Raw genomic sequence first — 271 nt, 5'->3', positions numbered from 1 at the left:
CTGTACGGCAGCATGGACGCGGGGATCGCGTACGTGAACAACGTCGGCGGCCACGCGAAGTGGGCGATGATCCAGGGCAATACGCAGCCCGACCGGTGGGGCCTGAAGGGCAAGGAAGATCTCGGCGGCGGGCTGTCCGCGATCTTCCAGCTGGAAAACGGCTTCTATACGAACAACGGCCAGTTCGCGACCGCGAACACGATCTGGAACCGCGCGGCGTTCGTCGGCCTGAGTTCGGAGCGCTACGGCACGCTGACGCTCGGCCGCCAGA

Annotated in this window: 1 protein-coding gene; it reads left to right on the top strand. The window is 65.7% G+C overall.

Annotated elements, in window-relative coordinates:
• Positions 1-271 (top strand): porin (locus AC1RPK_RS07730; protein WP_481769352.1); only part of this gene is annotated, 271 nt, incomplete at both ends.

The sequence above is a fragment of the Dellaglioa sp. CoH-55-MRSF-6 genome, assembly GCF_056782215.1.
The sequence above is the reverse complement of the archived record's forward strand: the minus strand, read 5'-3'. Positions and strand labels throughout refer to the sequence as shown.